Annotated in this window: 16 protein-coding genes; 7 read left to right on the forward strand and 9 right to left on the reverse strand. The window is 43.1% G+C overall.

Features of this window, described 5'->3' with window-relative positions; genetic code table 11:
- Positions 1 to 288: 288 nt before the first annotated feature.
- The 5 genes from HU147_RS05130 to HU147_RS05150 all read left to right on the forward strand — a co-directional run bounded on the left by HU147_RS05130 (position 289) and on the right by HU147_RS05150 (position 4,583).
- On the forward strand, positions 289 to 1,485 hold the full coding sequence (locus tag HU147_RS05130) for a processed acidic surface protein (RefSeq protein WP_224075220.1): 1,197 nt from the start codon (positions 289 to 291) through the stop codon (positions 1,483 to 1,485).
- A gap of 3 nt (positions 1,486 to 1,488) precedes the next feature.
- Positions 1,489 to 2,151: a class D sortase gene (locus HU147_RS05135; protein ID WP_224075221.1), complete on the forward strand. Its 663-nt coding sequence runs from the start codon at positions 1,489 to 1,491 to the stop codon at positions 2,149 to 2,151.
- 298 nt (positions 2,152 to 2,449) lie between these two features.
- Positions 2,450 to 3,184, forward strand: a complete 735-nt coding sequence (locus HU147_RS05140) for a hypothetical protein (RefSeq protein ID WP_224075222.1) — start codon at positions 2,450 to 2,452, stop codon at positions 3,182 to 3,184.
- A gap of 242 nt (positions 3,185 to 3,426) precedes the next feature.
- Complete coding sequence (locus HU147_RS05145; protein WP_224075223.1) at positions 3,427 to 4,149, forward strand: MBL fold metallo-hydrolase; 723 nt, start codon at positions 3,427 to 3,429, stop codon at positions 4,147 to 4,149.
- A gap of 23 nt (positions 4,150 to 4,172) precedes the next feature.
- Positions 4,173 to 4,583: a GIY-YIG nuclease family protein gene (locus tag HU147_RS05150; protein ID WP_224075224.1), complete on the forward strand. Its 411-nt coding sequence runs from the start codon at positions 4,173 to 4,175 to the stop codon at positions 4,581 to 4,583.
- A 53-nt stretch (positions 4,584 to 4,636) separates the two neighbouring features.
- Here the strand turns inward: HU147_RS05150 and HU147_RS05155 are convergent, their stop codons facing one another.
- The 3 genes from HU147_RS05155 to HU147_RS05165 all read right to left on the reverse strand — a co-directional run bounded on the left by HU147_RS05155 (position 4,637) and on the right by HU147_RS05165 (position 8,288).
- Entirely contained in the window at positions 4,637 to 5,731 is a 1,095-nt protein-coding gene (locus HU147_RS05155; protein ID WP_224075225.1) for a threonine aldolase family protein, read from the reverse strand.
- 123 nt (positions 5,732 to 5,854) lie between these two features.
- The gene (locus HU147_RS05160) at positions 5,855 to 6,898 is read right to left on the reverse strand and encodes a hypothetical protein (protein WP_224075226.1); all 1,044 of its coding nucleotides are present in this window, start codon (positions 6,896 to 6,898) and stop codon (positions 5,855 to 5,857) included.
- 196 nt (positions 6,899 to 7,094) lie between these two features.
- A complete protein-coding gene (locus HU147_RS05165; RefSeq protein ID WP_224075227.1) occupies positions 7,095 to 8,288 on the reverse strand; it encodes a CDP-glycerol glycerophosphotransferase family protein in 1,194 nt (397 codons plus the stop codon).
- A 260-nt stretch (positions 8,289 to 8,548) separates the two neighbouring features.
- Here HU147_RS05165 and tagD point away from each other — a divergent pair, with 260 nt between their 5' ends.
- Both tagD and HU147_RS05175 read left to right on the forward strand, forming a co-directional pair.
- The gene (gene tagD, locus HU147_RS05170; protein WP_053166792.1) at positions 8,549 to 8,941 is read left to right on the forward strand and encodes a glycerol-3-phosphate cytidylyltransferase; all 393 of its coding nucleotides are present in this window, start codon (positions 8,549 to 8,551) and stop codon (positions 8,939 to 8,941) included.
- Positions 8,938 to 10,107, forward strand: coding sequence for a CDP-glycerol glycerophosphotransferase family protein (locus HU147_RS05175; protein WP_224075228.1), 1,170 nt, complete (start codon positions 8,938 to 8,940; stop codon positions 10,105 to 10,107). The genes tagD and HU147_RS05175 overlap by 4 nt, the downstream gene beginning before the upstream one ends.
- Positions 10,108 to 10,222: 115 nt before the next feature.
- On the opposite strand, the gene HU147_RS05180 is transcribed toward HU147_RS05175, so the two are convergent.
- The 6 genes from HU147_RS05180 to galE are packed head-to-tail and all read right to left on the reverse strand — an operon-like array spanning position 10,223 to position 19,194.
- Complete coding sequence (locus HU147_RS05180) at positions 10,223 to 11,773, reverse strand: glycosyltransferase family 2 protein (protein ID WP_224075229.1); 1,551 nt, start codon at positions 11,771 to 11,773, stop codon at positions 10,223 to 10,225.
- Positions 11,774 to 11,833: 60 nt separating this feature from the next.
- On the reverse strand, positions 11,834 to 14,506 hold the full coding sequence (locus tag HU147_RS05185; RefSeq protein WP_224075230.1) for a bifunctional glycosyltransferase/CDP-glycerol:glycerophosphate glycerophosphotransferase: 2,673 nt from the start codon (positions 14,504 to 14,506) through the stop codon (positions 11,834 to 11,836).
- Positions 14,496 to 15,668 carry a glycosyltransferase gene (locus HU147_RS05190; RefSeq protein ID WP_224075231.1) on the reverse strand — a complete coding sequence of 391 codons (1,173 nt, stop codon included), beginning with the start codon at positions 15,666 to 15,668 and terminating at the stop codon, positions 14,496 to 14,498. The genes HU147_RS05185 and HU147_RS05190 overlap by 11 nt, the downstream gene beginning before the upstream one ends.
- A 31-nt stretch (positions 15,669 to 15,699) precedes the next feature.
- On the reverse strand, positions 15,700 to 17,334 hold the full coding sequence (locus tag HU147_RS05195; RefSeq protein ID WP_224075232.1) for an ABC transporter ATP-binding protein: 1,635 nt from the start codon (positions 17,332 to 17,334) through the stop codon (positions 15,700 to 15,702).
- Positions 17,335 to 17,360: 26 nt separating this feature from the next.
- On the reverse strand, positions 17,361 to 18,131 hold the full coding sequence (locus tag HU147_RS05200) for an ABC transporter permease (RefSeq protein ID WP_224075233.1): 771 nt from the start codon (positions 18,129 to 18,131) through the stop codon (positions 17,361 to 17,363).
- A gap of 55 nt (positions 18,132 to 18,186) precedes the next feature.
- Positions 18,187 to 19,194 (reverse strand): UDP-glucose 4-epimerase GalE, encoded by a 1,008-nt coding sequence (galE, locus tag HU147_RS05205; RefSeq protein WP_224075234.1) that lies wholly within the window; start codon positions 19,192 to 19,194, stop codon positions 18,187 to 18,189.
- Between the last annotated feature and the right edge of the window lie 348 nt (positions 19,195 to 19,542).

The raw sequence follows: 19,542 nt of genomic DNA on the forward strand, positions 1-19,542 counted from the left end.
AATGATAGAGAATTTTAAATTATCAAAATTATTAGTTTTAATTAGTATTATATACCCTCTTTATATAAAGTGCTAGAAAATTATTTCGCTTCTGAAACTATTTTTTATTTATTATCGTACCTATTAAATATTTGTATTCTCTAATAAAAACATATAATAATTAAGGATATATGCAAAAATAAAAGCGATGTAATTCCTTCTTTTAATAGGTAATATAACCCATTCTAAAATCCCTAACTTCTGGTTATACTATTGAATATATTACAATTTTTACCTAGGAGGAAGAGGATGAAACGTTTTTCGTTACTTGTATTAGCAGCAATGCTCGCATTTTCAGTTTTCCCCAGTTTTGCATTCGCCATTGAGTCAGACTCAAAAGAATTGGATGCATTTTTAAAAGAAATCAATTGGGAAAAGCAAACTTATTTGGATTACTTGGAAAGCAAAGATTATTCATGGGAAGATTTTGATTCAGTAGATGAATTGGGAACTCCCTTATCAGAAGCTGCTATTCCTCCAGTGCTTGAAAAATACAACCTGACTCGTGCAGAGTTGAACGCTTTACTGGAAGAGAATGGGGATGTCGAAAAAGGGCAGGATGTTTTGGATTCTGAATGGCTCTTATTTGCAGAAGAACTTGATGAATATGTCGGTTTTTACTTGTCTGAGAACACAGAAACTCCCCTGACAGATGAAGCACTGCAACAGCTGATTGAAGATTATGGTTTCGAAACGAAAGAAAATCTTGAATCATTTTTAAATGAGTATGACGATTCTATCGCAAACTACGATACTGTAGAAGCGCTGGAAGAAGCCATCGATAATTACATCTTCAGTACGGAATATGGCTTTGAACTTGCTGGTTTGTTCGAGGAACTCGGCTTGACAGAAGAGGAACTGGAACGCCTTGAAGCGCATTTGAATACCCTTCCGATCGAAACACCAGATTTCCAAGACCGTGCAATGGCGCTTGCGGACCGCATGATGCTGATTGGAGATTTTGATTCAGCTGACGATTTATCAGCTGAACAAATTGCAGAAATTCTTGATATTTTTAGTGATTTGCTTGATTTGTTCGAGTTGAAGACACAATACTTCCTTGTAAAAGACTCCGATAAAAAAGAAATCAATCTAAGTACGTTAATCTCGCTTGAAACCGTCAACGGATACGATCTGTTGGTTGAAATTTACAATAACCAGGGAACTTTCCTTGCCGATATCCTTTTGACGGCAGAGATGTTCGGATCTGATATCATCAAAGAAACTGGCGAAGACATTAAAGAAGCGGAAGAAACTGTAGTGGTCGCTCCTGCACCTATCGCTAAATCACCGACGAGCGCAAAAGCGGCACCTGTTAAACAGACCGTAAAAGGCGGCAAGCTTCCAGATACAGCTTCACCGTATGTGACAAACACCTTGGCTGGATTGGCACTTGTACTGCTGGGAGTAGTATTATACCGCCGCTTCAAAGCGCAAGGAATTTAATCGATGACTAGAGAACAAGTTAAAAAAAGAAGAACCAAACCCGTGAAACGGTTGGTTCTTCTTTCCCTGTCTGTTGCTCTTATTGTCTTTGGCGCATGGTTCAGCACGACGAACGCATCCACTTTTTTAAAAGGCTATCTGCTTTTCAAAACCGGACAAGCCGGAAATGACAGCCATATTATAGAACCCGCAGCAGCCCCTGAACCGAAAGAAGAAACTCCCGAGAAAGCGCCTTTGCCTGAAGTGCTATATCCGGCAGCCCCTGAAAAAGGGGAAAATATCGGTGATTTGTATATTCCGAAGCTTGATGCCACACTCCCTATTTTCCATGGCACCGATGAAGAAGAATTGGAAAAAGGCGTTGGCCATTTTGCGGAAAGCGTACTTCCTGGCGAATCCGACAACTCGGTGTTATCCGGCCACCGGGATACCGTTTTCCGCAGGCTCGGAGAAGTCGGCAAAGGCGATTTGCTCGTCGTAGAAACCTCTGCCGGAAAGTTTACTTATAAAGTAAGGCAAGTCCGCATTGTCGACCGCGAAGACCGGACGGTAATCGTGCCAAAGCCAAAAGCGACACTGACTGTATCCACCTGTTATCCGTTTGACTTTGTCGGCTACGCACCTGATCGTTATATCCTAGTGGCAGATTTAATAGAAAGCGAATAAATAAACGGTTCCTTCCGGGGAACCGTTTTTTTGTTCCAGGCAATAAGAGCGTAAGCCCAAGGTTTAATTCCATAGAATTACCCATCCCATGCTTTGACAATTGCACTAATCAAATTTGATACATTAACCTTATCGATGATATTTATCCCCTAAAAAAGGAATATTTCCAGCAACTTTATCCCTATTTGAGACATTGCTTAATTGAAACTTGTATGTTAAAATTCAAATAATTCTAACATTTGAGATAACTTGTCTTTGGATAAAAGGATTTCAGCAATTTTTTGAGGAGGATGGTGGCATGAAAAAAATTCTGATGCTGTTTGGAATTGTACTTATCTGTTCTGCCGGATACTTAATTTATTTGTTTGGCTTCAAGGATTACAATGTCGCAGACGCTGAAGTCGATACTCTTACAAAAGAAGAGTATGTGATTGAACTGGCAGATGGTTCAAAAATCATTCTTGATGCCCATGGCAATCTGATTCGCCACCTGCAAGGAAATGATGAAGCAGTTCAAACAGAGAAATTCAGAGAAGGAATGCCTTATTCGGAAACGACAGATCCGGAGGTAGCTTCAGTTTCCAGTGAAAACGAAAAGCAAACTAAAGGACAACCAAAAAGCAGCAAAGAAAACGCTGTGGCAAAAAAAGCTGGAAATGATAAAAAAAGCAAAGGCGCCAAGCTTACAGAAAAAGAGGTGCGGCAGAACTACGAACCTGCCATTGCCGATATCGAACGCCAAGCCAATGCCAACTTGAATAATCTAATCGAAATTGCGAAAAACGAGTATTTTGAAATGGAAGCAAATGACCAAAAAATCAGCTATCCGTACTTTTACAATAAGTACAGCTCCGCTGCTTCCAAATTGGAAAAACGGACGGATGATATTTTCTATGGCTTAATGGCTCTGATGAAAAAAGACTTAAAAGCAAATGGTTTGCCGGATACCCTTCCGGAGTCCCTTTCAAAAGAATATGAAAACCGAAAAGACAAGCTGCGCCGGGATATTCTCAAAGAAACCGCAGGCCTGTAAGCAAAAGTAAACGCCATTGAAATTAAATCTCATACGTTCTTTTTATAGACCGCCCGCAATAAGTGCCACTATTGCACAGGCGGTTTATTTAAATACTTTTAATACCCGTTTAATTATTTTAGTATTCTGTTTTGTAAGGGTATTCAATTAACTATGTTTTTCAAATTTTTAAGATAGTATCGATAAAATGCAATATATTAGTTAGAATAGGAAATGACTAATTATCTGGGAGATGGTATTAGATGCTGGTCACAAAAGTGGGCACTGTTTATCAATTGTCTTTTATGCCGCGTGCTTTTCCCGTTAACTGTTATTTAGTTGAAGAAGACGATACATTGACTCTTATTGATGCCGCTCTGCCATTCAGCACAAAAGCGATTCTCCAGGCCGCCCGCTCAATCGGAAAACCGATAACGGAGATTGTCCTTACTCACGCACATATGGACCATGTGGGGGCTCTCGACGCCGTTAAACAAACTTATCCGAAAGCAGTGGTCAGCATTTCCGCCAGAGATGCCCGGCTTCTTGCCGGAGACCGAAGAAGCTTGGTCGATGAACCTCAATCTCCAGTAAAAGGCGGGCTTACCAAAAGCATCAAAACAAAACCCGATCGCTTTTTAAAAGAAGGTGACCGGCTTGGTTCTTTGCAAGTTGTTTTTTCTCCCGGCCATACGCCAGGCTCCATTTCGCTGTTGGACGTCCGCAATAGAAGTCTGATAGCCGGGGACGCTTTATATACAAGAGGCGGAGCTGCAGTATGCGGGACAGTGAAACTGGCATTCCCCTTCCCTGCCCTTGCTACCTGGCATAAAGTAATTGCACTTGAAAGCGCAGAAAAACTGCGGAATTTGCGCCCTTCGCTGCTCGCAGTAGGCCATGGAAAAATGATTCAAAACCCGGATCAAGCTTTCCATAAAGCCATAATGGAAAGTAGAAATTCTTTGAAGATACAAAACAGAAACTGAGGATAACGTGAGGAGGAAATGATATGAAAGAGAAGATTCATGAGCTATTGAAAAAAGAAAACTACGACTTTGATGCAGAGAAATGGAAATCGATCGAAAATGTTCCATTTTTCTTTAATGCTGATACCACCCAGCAGCTCAACAAAATCAAAAAAAATATGGGTGTAGCCAAAGGCATATACATCTTCAGTGATTCAAACGAAAGAATTCTTTACATTGGCAAAGGGGCTCCGATCTATAATCGCATCCGCCGCCACTTTGCCAAGCTCAAACAATCCAGTTCTTCCCATCATTCACTTTGTGCCTCACAGGAAATCCCGTCGTCCATAACCATCCATTGGGTGGAAATCGAACAGCCCGATACCCGTGAAATCGTGGAACACATGCTGGCTTATACGCTAAAGCCTGCCTACAAGAAGTGGTACATGGCTTAAAATAGTTGAATAGAAAGCCGCAGCTGAAAGTTTTCAGCTGCGGCTTTCTATTTTTAATGTGGATGCTGTAATTTTTGATTGAACAATTGAAAAAGCTCTTTGAGAGCATCCTTTGGAATAGCTGCAAGCGCATCGCCCACGCTGATTTCAAAAGAGCACCGGTCCCCTGCTGCCTGCACCAAATAGCCGGTCATTCCGATGCCGGTTTCCTGCTGTACTTCAGAAACAATCCGAACTGCTGACTCCATTGGCTGTTCTATATGTACATGGAACATATTCGTGGCGGGCTTAAGCGGCATAGTCGAAACTGTATGGCAGGAATTGAATAGCTCGGCAAGCTCCTTGGCCTCTTCATAATACTGCCCCATCTTCTCAGCCCGCATATCAAAATAATAGTCAGCCGATAAAATATAAGGATACAAGGAAATCAAGTCTCCCCCGTACCGCCTTTTCCAGATTTTTGACTGCTGCATGAATTCCTCATCCCCAGCAAGAATCGCTCCTGCTATGCCGCCAATTCCTTTGTAAAAAGACACGTATACACTGTCAAAAAGTTCAGCAACCTGCGCTGCGGTCTTCCGGTAATAAGGCAAGGTTTCCAGCAGCCTGGCGCCATCCAGATGGAGCTTAATCCCGTTATTCCGGCACCAGCCGGAAATCTGTTCCAATTCTTCAAAGTCAGGCAATTGTCCGCCGATTTCCCGTTGAGGAAGCTCCAGCAAAATGCAGGCAACTTCCTCACCAAGATTCTTGATGTCGTCCAATTTTATCAACCGGTTCTTATCCGCCAGCAGCACCGTTTCAATCCCGTGCAATTCTTTCAAACCATCCTGTTCATGGATTTCTAAATGGCTCAGCGGATGGTACGCCACTATTTTCAGCCCTTTGGCATCGCACCAGATGCGGAGGGCTGCCTGTTGTGCCATCGTGCCGCTCGGGAAAAAGACCGCTGTTTCTTTCCCGAGATAATCCGCCATTTTCTGCTGGAAGTCTTCGATAAGTTTCCCCGCTCCGTACTGGTCGCTTGGCAGACGATCATCAACGTTAACGATAGCTTCCTTTAAGACACCTACTGTCCGTTTGCCATGCCCTCCCAATTGATAACGGGTGTTTCCGTACGTTTCCTTTAAAAAAACTTTTGCGTCCATTATTCTGCCTCCCAGTCTGTCTGGATACTTAATTAAATTCTACTTCGAGGCAGTATTCCCTCTATATTGAAAACACTGCATAACAAAAGCTCCTAAACCCGAATAGGTTTAGGAGCTCACACATTAATGCAGCGAGACAATTTTAACTGCGGCTGCTTTTCTCTCTTTCATTTCATTCAACAACGACTCCGCATAATGAGTCGGATTGCGCTTTCTAAGCGTAAAGGCCTTTTCACTGTTTCGGACCAGCGAAGTCATAATGTCTTTCTCAATGGCCGTTCCTTCATCAATCATCAGCCCCGGATTGAAAAACTCATAAGCGATCAATAGGGGAGCGCGCAGAAAGTTGAATTCGTAACGGTTTAAATTCATCAGCTTGTTGACCGCTGCCTTACTGGATTCAGAAATGACTTCATCTTGCCCTTTCTCTAAAATAGCAACATGGGTCACCACTTCCGCATCCAGTAGAACGTGCGCTTTTGCTCCCTTTCCTTCCGGTGGGACAGCTTTTCTTTTCGAAGCGGGATTCGATGCTTGTTTGTTTTTGGCATAATGGTCAAATGAATTGGTCCATGGTACCGAGAAAATATGCTTTCCGTCGGTAATGGCCAAATCCTCAGCAATAAAACTGGCTCCGAAATCGCCGCAAGCCGTCATCGTGCTCAAGGTCTTCCCGGTATCCGGCGGCGCAAAAATGGCAATAGTGGCATCCTCTGCTTTAAAAGCCGAACAGTGAATTGGCGCATAGCCCTTTCTCAGCAGCAGCAAAGCAGCCAAATCCGTGGCGATATAATGGATAGAATGCAAATTCATAATTCGATGCGTAATCAGTTTGTAATAGGCCCGGTTTACGGTGATTTTTGGCTCTTCAGACAATAAGCCTTCCGCCTTCACCCGCAGCTTCTGTTTTAGGAACTTTAAAGGGAGGCGGCGTGTATAGTAAAGCGCATCCGCTCCCGGGGACCCGTTAAAGTAATGGTATCTCCCCATATCCTTCAATAATTCGTCATCGTTGAAGTCTTCAAGTACAATATGCATTTTCACTGCACATTTTTCGTATTCTTCTGCTGTCCCTTCCGGCATTTCCGACCCAAAAGACCAACTGAAATTCTTGATATTCGTTTTTACTGCCAGAATATTTTTAGCGGCAATGTAGTAGTACGTCAATCCAGCCTCTCCCCTTTCCTCAACTGCCTGTATCTTATTCCATTTTCTTATGCCTGGCATTTATACTAATTTGCCCAGGTTAAACCCAGGTTAAATAGAACTAACTTTGTTTTAGAGGAGCAGCGCCTTGTATGGACATATTTCAAAATAAAAAGGCTATTGAAAATCAGCTGATTTTCAATGGCCTTAAAAGTCTTTATATTTTTTTGCCGAGGAATGTCTGTACGACGCGCTCAGCTGCACGTCCGTCCTCCAAAGCCGAAAATTTCTGTTTAAAGACGGTAGCTTTTGAGTCCAGCTTGACATAGGAATCGGCCAATTCATCAATTGCCTGGAACAATTCCTGTTCGGTCTGTACAATCGGTCCAGGAGAATCGGATTCAATATCAAAGTAAAAGCCGCGCAATTGATCGCGGTAGTTTTCAAGATCGTACATAAAGAACACGATTGGCCGATTTAAAATGGCGTAATCGAAAAACACCGATGAATAATCGGTAATGAGCATATCTGAGATCAAATACAAATCCCGGATATCCGGATAATCCGATACGTTGAAAACAATGCCTTCATGTGCTGAGAAATCAAAATTCTCCGCCACCAAATAATGCATGCGGGAAAGCAGCACCCATTCGTCCCCGTAGTTCTTTTTCCAGTTATCCAGATCAAACTGGAATTCGAACTTATACTTCCCTTTTTGGTAAAACTCATTATCGCGCCAAGTCGGTGCGTAGAGCATCACTTTTTTTTCATCCGGGATGCCCAGTTGCTTTTTGATGGTGCTCGCCAGCGTTTCAGAAGGCGCGGCAAGCAGATCATTCCGCGGATAGCCGGACTCGATCACTTGCCCTTTATAGCCAAAAGCACGCGTGAAGATTTCGGTGGAATAGGCATTAGGCGAAACCAGGTAATCCCATTTTGCAGACTCGTTCAAAAAATTCGCTTTATAATTGCTTGTTTCGGTGCCGGGCATATGTACTTCTTCAATATCAATTCCGAGCTTTTTCAACGGGGTGCCGTGCCATGTCTGCACATAAACCGTCCCTGCCGGCTTTGGCATCCATCCAGGCAACCGCACGTTGTTGACCCAGTATTTGGCGCGCGGAAACTCCATAAACCAGCGCAGCGTGAAGCGCCGGATATACGGCACCTGAAATTCTTCGAATAACTTGACCGCCCGCCGGTCTACGCTCCAAACCAGCCGAAAGTCGGGATAATGCTCTTTCATATATTCATATATTGCACGCGGATTATCGCTGTATTGCTTCGCATGGAAACTCTCAAACATGACCAGCTTTTTCTTTTTTGGCAAGAGCCCCATTACGATGAATACAATCCGAAATATTTTGCGCGTATATTTACTGTCTTTCAATCCTTTGAGTTTGTTTAACATGTTCTTCGCTCTTTTCACTGCTCAATTTTAGTTCAAATGCGCCCCACAGCCAGCTGTGGAAGACCATTTCTGTTTTTACTGCCTTCAATACAGCTGCATTGAGGAACCAACCGGACTGCATTTCGTCAATTCCATATAACGTATAAAAAACCGTTCTAAACCCATATTTTCATTAGCTATTATCGATGATAACATATAATATGGTATCATAGCATGTTGACCTTAAACAGAAAATAAGCAATCCTGGAGTGAATAGATATATGAAGAAAGTAATTACTTATGGAACATTTGACTTGATCCATCATGGACATATTAATATCTTGAAAAGAGCGAAAGATTTGGGAGACTATTTGATTGTCGGCCTGTCTTCCGATGAATTCAATGCCATTAAAGGCAAAGCCGCTTACCATTCCTATGAAGAACGAAAACTGATTTTGGAAGCGATTAAATACGTAGATGAAGTGATTCCGGAACATAACTGGGGACAGAAAGTAAGCGACATCCAATCGAACGGCGTTGAAACCTTTGTGATGGGTTCTGACTGGGAAGGCAAATTTGATGATTTGAGTGAGCATTGCGAAGTAGTTTACTTGCCTCGCACTGAAGGGATTTCCACTACTAAAATCAAAACCGATCTATTTAACAAACAATGATCAAAGAAGCCGGAATTTCCATTTATCTCTTCCTGTTTAAACTTATCTTTGCCTTTTTTAGTTTGTTCCCATTAAAGAACAAAACAGTTTTTCTGTCGTCTTTCGGGGATAATGCATACTTCCTGGCAAAAGAATTGGCGCAGTCTGAGAACCACCGAATCATTTTTATCAATCAGACACGATGCAAAATTGATTTTTCAACGATTCCGACTAAGAACAAAAAAATCTATGCGTTTGAGACGCTTAATATTTTGGATACGTTTTTATCCATTTATCACCTGGCTACGTCCAAATATGTATTTGTGGATAATTACGCAGGCGTTTTATCGGTCATCCGGTTCCGTAAACAAGTGAAATGCGTTCAGTTATGGCATGCTGCCGGTGCTATTAAAAAGTTTGGCTGGAGCGACCCAGAAACCGGTGCTCGGAGCGAACGCGCAAAATACAGATTTCAGCAGGTATACGACCGCTTTCAATATATCCCAGTGGGGTCACAGCAAATGGCGGATATTTTTGCCGAGTCGTTTCATGTAGACCAAAGCCATTTCATCTATACTGGTGTCCCCCAAACTGATTTTTACTTTGACGCCTCAGCAAAATCAAGAGGGTTGGCGCGAGTGAAGCATACATACCCGGTCATCGACGGGAAAAAAGTGGTGTTGTACGCCCCTACTTTCCGGAAAGATGCCTTGCACAAAATGGATTTGCATTTGGATGTATCTGAAGTAATCGAGAAACTCGGAGAAGAATATGTGCTGCTGATCCGGCTGCACCCTTCAGTCCAGGAAACTGCTCAACTGCCGGATCATCCACGAGTACTTCTGGCAAGCGGCTACCCGCACATCAGTGAATTGCTGATAGCGAGTGATATCCTGATTACGGATTACTCATCTATACCGGTCGAGTTTTCGCTGCTGCGAAAGAAAATGATTTTCTTCACTTATGATTCCGAAGATTACGGGCGCACCCAAGGGTTATGGGCAGAAAACAGTTTATACTTTCCAGGTCCGATTGCCAAGACGACTGGCCAGGTCATCGAGCACATTTTGGACCCTGAAATTGACTTCGAGAAAATCGACCGGTTCAAAGACCATTGGAATACTTATTCCACCGGCCAATCCACTGGCCAGTTAATTCAGGCCATCTATGCCGAGACAGATTTATAATACAAAAAGCAATTCCTCCTTAGGGGGGAATTGCTTTTTGTTTGTTTTGGGTTGTTGCAATCGAGTTTTCCTAATAACTTGAAATAGAATTTCCGTAATCAGGATTACCTTTTCATCACTTCTTCAGAAATGGACGAAGTTTCGCTGCAACAAGGTCTTTCAACTGTTTTTTGTGCAATTTCATGCTTAAATTGCCGTAATTGGTCCTGTAAAGGGACAAATTGAAGCTCCCTGCTTTCACATCTTGTATAGTTCGCAGGGCTTCGGGCAGCACTCGGATACGAGCTGGATTTGTCTTCGGATAAGACTCCAAACGGTAATAAAAATCGTAGACGGCTTCCTCTTTTTTTGCGAGCAGCTGTGTGGAATCAAGCAAAGCCACAAACGTGAGCTCTTCAAATGGATAACAGGCACCCGCTTGGGCCTGCTTGATTTGAAGAGGCGCCAATATTGTTTCTTGTCCGCTTGTCCGGTTAACCATGTAAAAGGTGCCTTCAGGAAGGAAAGAAGCTTTAGGAACCGTCAACTGCCCTTCCAGCCGCCACTGTGTTCCATGTCTCTCAATATGCTCTACTACCATCACCGGCTTAAAATAAGGTGTTACGTCATATTCCCGGCTTGCCCCTTTCAATACGAAACGATGTTCTTCCTGGACGACTGTGGGCGTATTTTCGGCATACATCAACATCTCGGAAAAAAGAAAAAGGTCTTCCGTATTGCCTCCTATTAACAAGTCGTACATGGTTTGCTCTTTGTCCGGCAATCTCTGTGCAATTTCCGCAGGTATACTCTTCAAGAAAGACAAGACTTGCTGTTCCCACTCTTTCTTATCCGCTTCGGCAATCAAGGCATATTTGATCACATGCAGCCGCAGCACATCCAACAGGCTTTTCAAATCATGCTCTTCAATAATCCGTTTCCCGATTCGCGATGCTGCGAGCCATTGGCGGTTTTCAGCCAGCGCTTCCAAACGGTGCGAAGTGTTTTCAAGCTTCATCTGCTGCTGGGTGATGGAAGGTTTGTCTTCATCTTCCCGAACTCGCCAATGATACACCACATCGGTCACTACCTGTATTTTTTTCGCCAGCACGGCGCCTTTCATCGTCAGCGCAAGGTCTTCGTAATACTTGCCTTCTTTGAAAGTTAACCCATTATCAACGAGCAGGCTCTTTTTCCATAATTTATTGCAGGCGATCGAGTCTTGAAGAAGTTCCGGTTTTTCTTCAAGCGTCGTCATTCCTGCTTGCTGGTACAAATTAAACTCCAAATGGCGTATCGGGACATACATGCGGCTTTCATTAAAACGCACCACTTTCCCTACCGCATAATCGGCATCATTCTTGGCAATCGCGGCAGCTAAAGAAGTAATGGCATTTTTCGGAATGGCATCATCGGCATCCAGGAAGAAAATGTAGTTGCCGCTGCTTAAACCGATTCCCCGGTTCCGGGTGTAGCCGAGCCCCCGGTTTTCCTGCGAATACAGTTTGATGCGTTTATCTGCTTCTGCGAATTTACGGACCACGCCTTCGCTTACATCAGTAGAACCGTCATTGATCACAATGATTTCAAGGTTATGGTAAGACTGTCCACTCGCAGAAGCCAAACATTCTTCCAGATAAGGAAGAGCGTTGTAAACCGGAATGACGATTGAAATAAGTTCCTTCATCGAACCATCTCCTTTCCCCTAATAGAAACAAAAAGAGTTGCCGGGTAGCAACTCTTTTCGTCATTTACGGCTGAAAACCTTCTCAATTACTTTTGCAGAAGCCTGGCCGTCTTCCAAACTGCCAAATTCTCCAACAAACCGTTCCAAATCGAAAGAGAAAGCATTCAATGCTTCAGGCTGATTAACATAATGCAATACTTCATCAATCGTTTGGCATACAGGACCAGGTGCAAGTTCAGCAAAATCGAAGTACATGCCGCGTCTTGTAATATACTCCTCCAGGTCGTAGCAGTATAAAATAATCGGCCGCTTCAACAAGGCGAAATCGAACATGACAGAAGAATAATCGGTAATCAGTACATCCGCCAGCAAATACAGCTCCTGGATATCCTGGTACGTCGAAGCATTGATAATGTTCGCAGGAAGCTCCATTTGCGAGATTTTCTCTGACAAGAGATAATGCAGACGCAATAACACGACGTCATTTTCACCAATCTCCTTGCTCAGGTTCTGGACATCATCCAATACCTTTTGGAAAGAATTCGGATCCCAATCACGGAATGTCGGGGCAAAAAGAATGACCTGCTTGTCATTGGACAAACCGAAATGCTGCTGGACTCTGCGTTTGACATCTTCAGGCTGCCGGATCAGCAAATCGTTTCGCGGATAACCGGTTTCCAGGATTTCTCCGCCGTAGCGGAAGCCTCTCCGTAAAATATCACTTGTGTAGCGGTTCGGTGAAATCAAGTAATCCCATGCTTCTGTTTGAAGCTTTAATCTCGTCAACTCATTTTTTGCCGGCAATTTCTTCTGGTCATAACCCATCTTCTTTAAAGGAGTTCCATGCCAAGTCTGCACATAAACCTGATCCACTTTTTTCTTCGCCAAGTGGGCAATCCCCTGATTGTCCACCCAGTACTTCGCGCGGTTCAAATAATAAAGATGCTTCAGGCTATTCCGCTTCACTTTAATGGGTGATCCAGGAATGTCTACTTGCCCGGGTTCCTGTAGCGACCAAATAAATTTAAACTTCTGGCCTGATTGGAGCAGCTGTTCATAAATGTATTTAGGGCTGTCACTGTATTGTTTCCCCATATGGCTCTCAAATAATACCCAGTTTGACCGGACAGGCAATTTCGGAATGAATCTTTCCATCAACTTTTGGAACGCCGATGGTTTAGCCGGCTTTTTCTTCTCGCCTTGTGCTAATTTTCTCCGTTCCATTTTCCACTTCAACTGATCAGTGAACTTTGTAGGATTCACACGGATAGCGAAAGAGTTCTTGTCATTGATGAAAATGCTTTTTGACAATCCGTCTTCCTTAAATTCGATATTGGGCAGCTCACTGACATTGGAATTTTTAACAAGCACGCGGTGAAGGTTCCCCATATGTTTCACGTACAAAGACAAATAATAATTTCCGGCTGTCAGGTTCTGAATATCAAAAACAACTTTTTCATCCGCTGATTTTTCAGCTGTCAAAACTTCTCCCGTTTGCCGGTTCCGCAATACCCAAAAAGAAACAAATTCAGATTCCGCAATCGAATTCACTTGAATCTCGCCTTTAAACGAAAAAGTTTCTTGGGTCATCTTGATTTCCGTAATCGCATAATCGATTTCCGGTTTTTCGATTTTCAGGAATTTCTCAGAATTCCTGGCAGGCATTGAAGGTTTAAAGTAGTATTGGCTGCCAACGTTATAAATGCGTTCCGTTTTAGTCGGCAACCCGTTTATATAATTGACATAGTCTTCAAAAGCTTCAACGTCGCCGATATACAATAAGTAATATAAAATACGGTCACGTTCGGAAAGAGGCATGAACGAATACTCATCCATTACTTCATGCAAATACTCATGGATCATTTTATGGAAACGGACTTTATAGTCTTCATCATATTGCAGATAATCGTTCGTATACAATTTCAAATCATGGCGGAGAAATTTGCTGTTCTTTTCCTTCTGGTATAGGATTGCGCCATTTTCTCGCAGGAACTGGTCAAAATAACGGTGAGCAATAATCCGGTTTTCGAAGTTCTCGAATTCATGACGCCGATTTGTAATCGATTTCGCATCTGCATTTTCCACTACACGCCAGTAATAGACGGGTTCCGGTATGACACTGATGGATTCTGCCAAAAAATACGCTTTCCCGGTAAAAACAACATCTTCATAATGGATGCCTTCCGGAAACCGAAGACTGTGGCGATCCAGAAACGAGCGTTTATAAATCTTGTTGACGGATAAGCTATCAAAAAGCATATACGTAAATTCACGAATGTTGAAGTTGATGCGTTCTCTCGAATAAATCTGGTTATGATACCAAATTTCATAATTATTGGTCCGGATAACTTGACCGGCAACAAAATCAGAATCGGTGCGTTCAATGGCTTCCACCATTTTTTCACAGGCATCAATTGTGTACCAATCATCCCCATCCAAGAACATTACATACTCACCTGTTGTATGCGCAATCCCAGTATTCCGCGGCGTACTGCAGCCGCCACTGTTTTCCGTTAAATGGATCGCCTTGAATCTGGGCTTTCCTTCTACAAAACGGTCGATCAGCTCACCAGTCCGGTCGGAAGAAAAATCATTGACAACGACAACTTCAAAATCATCATAAGTTTGCTCATGAAGCGATTCGAGTGCTTCATCAATATATAATTCATTGTTAAACGCAATGACAACTACGGAGAGTTTCGGACGTTTATTCATTTGGGTTTTACTGTCCATCCAGATTCCCTCCCAGTTCTTCAAAAAGATCATACCATTCATTTTTTATAACTTGCCGATCAAATTTCAGGCTGCTGTTAAAGGCATTTTCACTGAATGCATAAAATAGTTCTGGATTCTGCGCCAAACGTTTGATGTGGCGGGAAAGAAGCTGAGTATCTCCGACGGGCGTGATAAACCCGTTTTGGTACTCCTCAACAATTTCACGGATTCCCGGTGCACAGTCTGAAGAAATGCAGGGCAATCCGCATGACTGGGCCTCAATCAGGGACATCGGCAATCCTTCCGCTTTTGAAGACAGCACAAAGAAACTGGCGTCTTCAAGTGCTGCTTGAATATCTTCTGTTTGGCCTTCAAGGAATATACGCTGTTCCATGCCAAAAATCCGGATAAGGCTCTTCAGTGATTTTTCTGCTGGCCCATCACCGTAAATGTGCAGAGTCCAGTCCGGAATATCGGCCGCAGCTTTGGCAAATGCCTCAATCAGCAGATCAAATCCTTTGTCTTCAATCAGCCGGCCTGAAGAAATAATTTTTTTATTTTTGTATAAAGCTTCCGGTGCGTTAAAACGGCGGAAAGGTGTGGGATTGTACATGACCCCCGTATTCGTAAATCCGATTTCCTGGAAGTGTTCGGCATCTTTTTGCGTCAGCAGCAAAAATTTTGAGACCTGACGGTAATAACTCAAAATTCGTTTATAGCGTTTTGAGCCTTTTGCAGCCGCTACACTTTCATGGCTTTGGCCAATGATCTTGATATTTTGCTTGTACAACAAAGGACGAATCCATTGCATGCCGTAAACTTGGATAGCAATGACAAACACCTCTTCATCGCCGTAGCTTTTAAAAAATTCTTCAACTTCGTTGCGTTTCTTTTTCAGCAAATAGCGGCGCTTCAATTCTTTTTGCACTTTCACAAACTTAAAATCCCTCAAGTTTGAGGAAATTTCAATTGCCTGAGGCGCACGGTATTTCGGATGCAGAACTTTAACCGGAACATCAGCAGAAAAATAGCTGGGCACATTTTTCTGCTCATTAATGCTTAAGATGGCCACATTATGGCCGTCTGCCCGGAATTCTTCGGTCAAAATAGAAGCAACACGCTGGGCGCCGCCATGGTTATTATATTCATTTATTAGAAAAACGACATTCTTGCTTTGCATGAAACTACTCCTTGCGAACATATTAGTGGCTCTATCCGATTGCTTCTTGCAGCTGGCGGTCTTTTTTCTCCAAGCGGAGATATTTTGTAGCCGTTTTGACTTCAATCGCTTCTTCATTCAAAATGTATGGCTCGGCCGGGTATGCCGGCTGTTTTGATGCCCATACGAGGTTGACCAGTTCATACCCTGGCTCTCCGTTCATCCGGTATGTCAGATGGCTTTCATAGGAACCTCTAGCAAGCTGCGACAAATCGATTGCTACATCAAATCGAGAGAAATTGTAGACTTTACCTTGCGGGTTGTATACCGGATTTTCTGTAATTTCTTCCGTTTCATTGACCAAGGCAGGAAACGCAAAGCGCTCAAATGTCTCCAGGTTCGTCAGATAGAAGACCATAGATGCCGCATCTGCCGTTCTTGTTTCATAACCGCGGACAAATGCCACGCCTTCGATGTAGACGTATGAATCGTCAAACCAGATTTTGTTTACTTGCTGTTCCAGCTTCTCGCGGTTTTCAATTGCTAATTGGAGTGCATTGTTTTGGATGGAAAACTTATAATTAAAACGGTTTTGAATGCCGTCTGTTTGCTCTATAATTTCTGATTTGCCAGCCCACAACGAAAATTCCACAGGTTCCCCGCTTTCATCATACGTCCGTGCGCTAAAAGAGAATCTCCCCGGTTTAAAAAACAGCGGGAACTCTTTTGAGCTGAGCCGGACCGAAAAGCCTTTTTCACCTTTTGAAAGTGGTTTCACTGCCAGTTCTCCGGTTCTCATATCCCGGATTGCCAGATCAAATCTTTCAGAAACATCCTTTTGATTGTGGTCGTGCAAATAACCATTTAACGTGATGGAGAACCCTTCATCTTCCGCTGTTCCGTATACCACTTGTTCAATTGAATGTTTGTACTCGATTTCAGCGCGGACTGACTCGATTGATTTTCTGCCGCTCATGAATTCCTCATAAAGCGAACCGACAAATTTCGAATCCCCGTACGTAATCAATTCACCTTGGTGGATCCAGGCCGCTTTTGAACAAAACGATTCGACAGCATTATTGTCATGGCTGACAAAAATGATTGTTTTTCCTTGTTCTTTGAATTCATTCATTTTGTTCATACATTTCTTCCGAAACACCGAATCACCGACCGCCAGTGCTTCATCGACAATCAGAATATCCGGGTCGACATTGACCGAAATGGCAAAACCGAGTTTTGACTTCATCCCAGCCGAATAGTTCTTGACCGGCTGGCCAATAAATTCCCCAAGTTCTGAAAACTCGATGATATCATCGACTTTATCCAGCATTTCTTCTTTCGTGTAGCCAAGCAATGTGCCTTTCATAAAGATGTTATCGTACCCGCTGAGTTCCGAATCAATGCCGGAACTCACATCAAGAAATACGATGGAGCCATGGACATCAACCGTTCCATTTGTCGGTTCAGTAATGCCCGCAATGACTTTCAGCAAGGTTGATTTCCCGGAACCGTTCTTCCCTAAAATGCCGATCGATTCCCCTTTTGGAAAATCGAGCGACACGTCACGCAGCGCGTAAAAATCTTTATGGAACTTTTTCCGTGTAATCACTTCTTTGATCGGACCCCAAGGGTCTTTATATAAACTATATTTCTTCGTTAAATTTTTGATGCTAACTGCAATTTCCATTTCAATCCGCCTTTCACGAGCGAAAGTTATAAAGTATCAAGGAATATCGGTTTCATCCGCTTGTGCAGATAATTTCCTAATAAGAAGAAGACCAAGACCAGAACCCAGAAGTACAAAGTATAAACCGGCTGGTCCCAAAAACCGACACCATAAAAGAACGAATCGCGATAGCCTTGGACAATGTAATGGAAAGGATTGAGTTTGATCACTTTTTCCAGCATCCCTAAGTTATCGGCAGACCAGAAAATTGGCGTCATCCAGAACAGGAACACCAATATCGTATCCAAAAAGCGGCCGAAGTCCTTGCTTACCGCCACAAGCGGCGCCGTTACTGAGCCGATTCCGAGCAGCAGCATAATAGCCGCAAAATCGTAATAAATCAGCTGCAAATTATAAATCGATACAGTTTGCAGTGTGAAAGCCATTCCGATAAAAATGACGGCAAGCAAAATCAAGTGGATGTAATAAGAATATAAAATTTGGACTGCCGGTAATATGGCAATCGGAAATGGTGTATTCTTGATGATCGACCGTTTGCTGCGGAACGATTTCTGTGTCAGCCGGAAGCCGTCATTGAGCAAAAACCAGGCCACCATGCCGATGGCAAGCCAAGCGAAGTATGGTGCTCCGTTGACAGGGCCGCCAGCCCGGGCGCCGATGCTAAAAACAAACCAGAACACGGCAATGCGCATCAGCGGATTGACAAGTCCCCAGACAAAGCCTAATAAAGTTCCTGCGTATTCTCTTTTCATTTCTTGCAAGGAAAGGGAATGGATCATTTTTCGACGTTTCCACATTTCCTTATATATATCAAACATAGGCTTTCTCCTTTATTGCTCTCTGGAACACATTTTAAAATCCATTTGGATTTTGCGACTGCCATTTCCAAGAGTCTTTGCACATTTCTTTTAAATCTTTTTCGGCATGCCAGCCTAAAATTGTTTTTGCCTTTTCAGGGTTAGCGTAGCATACGCCGATATCCCCCGGACGCCGCTCAACTATTTGATAAGGAATATCCGTCGACGTGACTTCACCGAAGCTTTCGACTAAGTCCAACACACTATAGCCGGTGCCCGTTCCCAGATTGAACGTTTCAATTCCTTCGTTTTCGTCGAGGTACTGCAAGGCTTTCAAATGCCCTTTAACCAAATCCACTACATGGATATAATCCCGGACGCCGGTTCCGTCATGAGTATCATAATCATTGCCGAATACCTGCAACTGCTCGCGTTTGCCAATTGCCACTTGTGTAATGTACGGCATCAAATTATTTGGTATGCCGGTTGGATTCTCACCAATTCTGCCGCTCGCGTGTGCCCCGATTGGATTGAAATAACGCAAAATGGCGATTCGCCACGCAGAGTCCGACACATGCAAGTCCCGAAGAATTTCTTCGATCATCAATTTAGTGCGGCCATATGGATTTGTTGCGGACAGCGGGAATGACTCGTCGATCGGCACGCGGTCCGGATTGCCATAGACAGTAGCGGAAGAACTGAACACAATATTTTTAACACCGTGTTTTTTCATCGCTTCACACAGGATCAATGTGCCGGTTATATTGTTATGGTAGTATGCCAGAGGCATCTCTACAGACTCCCCGACCGCTTTCAAGCCGGCAAAGTGCATGACGGCATCGATCTCATTATTCGCAAAAATTGTATCCAATGCTTCTGCGTCCAGAAGGTCCACTTCATAAAACGGAAAATCTTTTCCGGTCAATTCTTTTACGCGTTGGATTGACTCAATTTGGCTATTGGACAAATTGTCCACAACCACGATGTCATATCCATTTTCCAATAATTCTACAGCTGCATGGCTTCCAATAAAGCCTGCCCCACCAGTCACTAGAATCTTCATCTAAATCCCTCATTTAATTTTATTTGAATGGAAGAAATCATCTCAGGCATATGCCTGCCGTTCTTTCTTCAAAAAGCTCTCTGTATACTGACAAATCATACCGTTAAAAGTTGCTTATATCTCTTCGATTTATTGCAATCGATTAGATGAACAGGTTTTTTTCTTCACTTTACATACAGAAAGCGAAAAAAATACTTATACGCAAAAATACACATGCCCTATTATACGACATCGGTGTCTATTTTACATGTCTCCGGAGGTCCGTCTTGTTCCAATACTCCCCATTTTATCACATTTCCTGTTCTCTTTTATATCAGAACACACAGAAACCACCCTCCTAAACAATTT

The organism is Planococcus chinensis, from assembly GCF_020071995.1.
GTDB lineage: Bacteria > Bacillota > Bacilli > Bacillales_A > Planococcaceae > Planococcus > Planococcus chinensis_A.

Bases quoted from the DNA above. Each gene is read 5' to 3' on its own strand.
- HU147_RS05130 (WP_224075220.1), top strand. From the start codon at position 289: ATGAAACGTTTTTCGTTACTTGTATTAGCAGCAATGCTCGCATTTTCA.
- HU147_RS05135 (WP_224075221.1), top strand. From the start codon at position 1,489: ATGACTAGAGAACAAGTTAAAAAAAGAAGAACCAAACCCGTGAAACGG.
- HU147_RS05140 (WP_224075222.1), top strand. From the start codon at position 2,450: ATGAAAAAAATTCTGATGCTGTTTGGAATTGTACTTATCTGTTCTGCC.
- HU147_RS05145 (WP_224075223.1), top strand. From the start codon at position 3,427: ATGCTGGTCACAAAAGTGGGCACTGTTTATCAATTGTCTTTTATGCCG.
- HU147_RS05150 (WP_224075224.1), top strand. From the start codon at position 4,173: ATGAAAGAGAAGATTCATGAGCTATTGAAAAAAGAAAACTACGACTTT.
- HU147_RS05155 (WP_224075225.1), bottom strand. From the start codon at position 5,731: ATGGACGCAAAAGTTTTTTTAAAGGAAACGTACGGAAACACCCGTTAT.
- HU147_RS05165 (WP_224075227.1), bottom strand. From the start codon at position 8,288: ATGTTAAACAAACTCAAAGGATTGAAAGACAGTAAATATACGCGCAAA.
- tagD (WP_053166792.1), top strand. From the start codon at position 8,549: ATGAAGAAAGTAATTACTTATGGAACATTTGACTTGATCCATCATGGA.
- HU147_RS05175 (WP_224075228.1), top strand. From the start codon at position 8,938: ATGATCAAAGAAGCCGGAATTTCCATTTATCTCTTCCTGTTTAAACTT.
- HU147_RS05180 (WP_224075229.1), bottom strand. From the start codon at position 11,773: ATGAAGGAACTTATTTCAATCGTCATTCCGGTTTACAACGCTCTTCCT.
- HU147_RS05185 (WP_224075230.1), bottom strand. From the start codon at position 14,506: ATGGACAGTAAAACCCAAATGAATAAACGTCCGAAACTCTCCGTAGTT.
- HU147_RS05190 (WP_224075231.1), bottom strand. From the start codon at position 15,668: ATGCAAAGCAAGAATGTCGTTTTTCTAATAAATGAATATAATAACCAT.
- HU147_RS05195 (WP_224075232.1), bottom strand. From the start codon at position 17,334: ATGGAAATTGCAGTTAGCATCAAAAATTTAACGAAGAAATATAGTTTA.
- HU147_RS05200 (WP_224075233.1), bottom strand. From the start codon at position 18,131: ATGTGGAAACGTCGAAAAATGATCCATTCCCTTTCCTTGCAAGAAATG.
- galE (WP_224075234.1), bottom strand. From the start codon at position 19,194: ATGAAGATTCTAGTGACTGGTGGGGCAGGCTTTATTGGAAGCCATGCA.